Source organism: Actinomycetota bacterium, from assembly GCA_012837825.1.
In the GTDB taxonomy this organism is placed as follows: domain Bacteria; phylum Actinomycetota; class Humimicrobiia; order Humimicrobiales; family Humimicrobiaceae; genus Humimicrobium.
This window is the reverse complement of record DUQM01000016.1, coordinates 1-2177: the sequence shown is the minus strand read 5'-3', so window position 1 is coordinate 2177 and position 2177 is coordinate 1. Positions and strand designations below refer to the sequence as shown.

At 38.6% G+C, this 2177-nt stretch carries 2 protein-coding genes; both read left to right on the top strand.

Annotated features, from left to right (window positions below; genetic code table 11):
- Positions 1-175: 175 nt before the first annotated feature.
- Positions 176-1009 carry a phosphoenolpyruvate hydrolase family protein gene (locus GXZ93_01535; GenBank protein HHT78473.1) on the top strand — a complete coding sequence of 278 codons (834 nt, stop codon included), beginning with the start codon at positions 176-178 and terminating at the stop codon, positions 1007-1009.
- A 54-nt stretch (positions 1010-1063) separates the two neighbouring features.
- Positions 1064-2177 (top strand): hypothetical protein (locus GXZ93_01530; GenBank protein ID HHT78472.1); only part of this gene is annotated, 1114 nt, incomplete at its 3' end.

Here is a 2177-nt window from a genome sequence, read left to right as displayed (position 1 = left end):
TTATAAGAAATTTAATAAAAATTATCATTTTATTTGATTAAAATTATTAATAGTAATATACTTTTTTTGAAATCAGTCAGCTTTTTATAAGAGAATAAAAGAACAGAATTTTTTATTTTTTCCGATAAAAAATATTGATTAACATCAATTTTCAAAAAATCAGGAAGGGGTAAATATGGCCAAAAAATATACTTCAAAAGAAGTTGTGGAGAGACTGCAGGCTGAAATATCAAAAGGCAAACCTTTGTTTATACCAAACTGCGGTATGGGACTGTCCGCAAAACTTCAGGAAAAAGGTGGCGCTGACCTTATTTTTATTTCTCCGACCAGTTATGGAAGACTTAAAGGACTGGGCTCTCTTGCAGCTTTTTTGCCTTTTGGCGATTTTAATCAGATTGTTTTTAATCTGGCAAAAGAAATAGTCCCAATGGTCAAGGAAACACCGGTAATAGCTTTTTCATCACCGAATAATCCTTTACTTCCCCATAAAGAACATTTGAAAATGCTTTCAGATCTCGGAATATCAGGCATTAACCCTTTCATAAGCAAAATCTACGGGGAAGGTTTCAGTGAGCAGATAGAACAGATAGGAATGGGTTTTAGTAAAGAAGTTGAATTTGTAGCAGCTGCCCATGAAATGGATATGTTTACTTTCGCTTATGCTTTTTCTCCGGAGGAAGCAGAGATCTTAACTGAAGCAGGTTCAGATGCAATATGTTCGCATGTAGGAGCAACGAAAGGCGGAGCCATAGGAGCAAAAACCGCAATGTCGCTGGATGATGCTTCACAATTAAGCCAGCAGATATTTGATGCAGCAAGAAAAGTAAATAAAGATGTCATATTGGTCGCCCATGGCGGTCCCATTGAAACTCCTGAAGACGCAGAATATGTTTTAAAACATACCAATGCACAAGGATTCCTTGGCGGTTCTGCGGCTGAAAGAATGCCGATTGAAAAAGCTATAGTGGAAGCTACAATGGCATTTAAAAATATCTCAATGGGCGGATGATAAGTAAGATAGGAATTTAATCTTGATTAAGAAAAATAAAACAAAGGAATTTCAATGAATAATAAAAAACCTAACATAGTATGTATGGGCATACTTGATATCAAGGGAGATGAAATAAAATTTCTGGCTGAAGAAGTTGAAAGAGCCGGAGGAAATCCCATAATATTTGAAATAAGTCTCGGTCATGAAGTAGGATGGGCTGATATAGGGCTTTCCGAAATTCTTGCTGAAAGCGCTTTAAAAAAAGAAGATGTATTTAAAGCTTCCCGATCAGATGCAATCTCTCTTGTAGGTACAGCGGGAGCACTGAAAATTAAAAAGCTTTATGATGAAAATAAGATTGACGGCGTTATATCATGGGCAGGTTCAGTAGGGACATCTACTGCCACCATGGTAATGAGGGCACTCCCGATTGGTTTTCCAAAAATAATGTTATCCACTCTGGCCTCTGGAGATGTGAGCAGCTGGCTTGGCAACAAGGATATCTATATAGTTAATCCGATTTCTGAAAAAGGGGTCAATAAGGTTACAAGAAAACTTATTGGCAATGCGGCAGCAGCAATCGTAGGAATGGCCAGATATCGTGAAATCCAGAATATGGATGTAAAACCCCTGGTCGCTTTAACCGCGTATGGGACAACTACTCCCACGGTAATAAAATGTGAAAAATACATGCATGAAAGAGGCTGGGATTCCATCATCATTCATCAGGTTGGAACAGGCGCAACAATGGAAGACCTGATAGATTCGGGAGAGATAACTGCGGTTTACGAAATAACTCCTGGCGAAATAAGCAATAACATGTATGGCAGTATTTATGGCATAAGCAAAGAATGGACCGGGGACAGACTGACTGCTGCAAGCAGAAAAGGAATCCCGCAGGTCGTTTGTCCTGGTGGACTTGACCAGTCTGCTTATCAGGTAACCGTACCTGAAAAATATCTGGAGGGCTTCAGGAACGGTACAAGAGTTTCTTACAAAAATTCAAAAGCTCCTTATGTTCATAATTCTGCAGTAACTATTATGGTTCCTGACAAAGACGAGACCGAAGAACTTGCTCTTTATGTTATAAGCAGATTAAATAAAACAACAGGACCTACAGCTCTTATTGTACCAATGAGAGGCTGGAGTGCTTACGATCAGTCAGCTGAAAATGCATCTGTTGACA

Coding starts and splice junctions, on each gene's coding strand:
- GXZ93_01535 (HHT78473.1), top strand. CDS start 176: ATGGCCAAAAAATATACTTCAAAAGAAGTTGTGGAGAGACTGCAGGCT.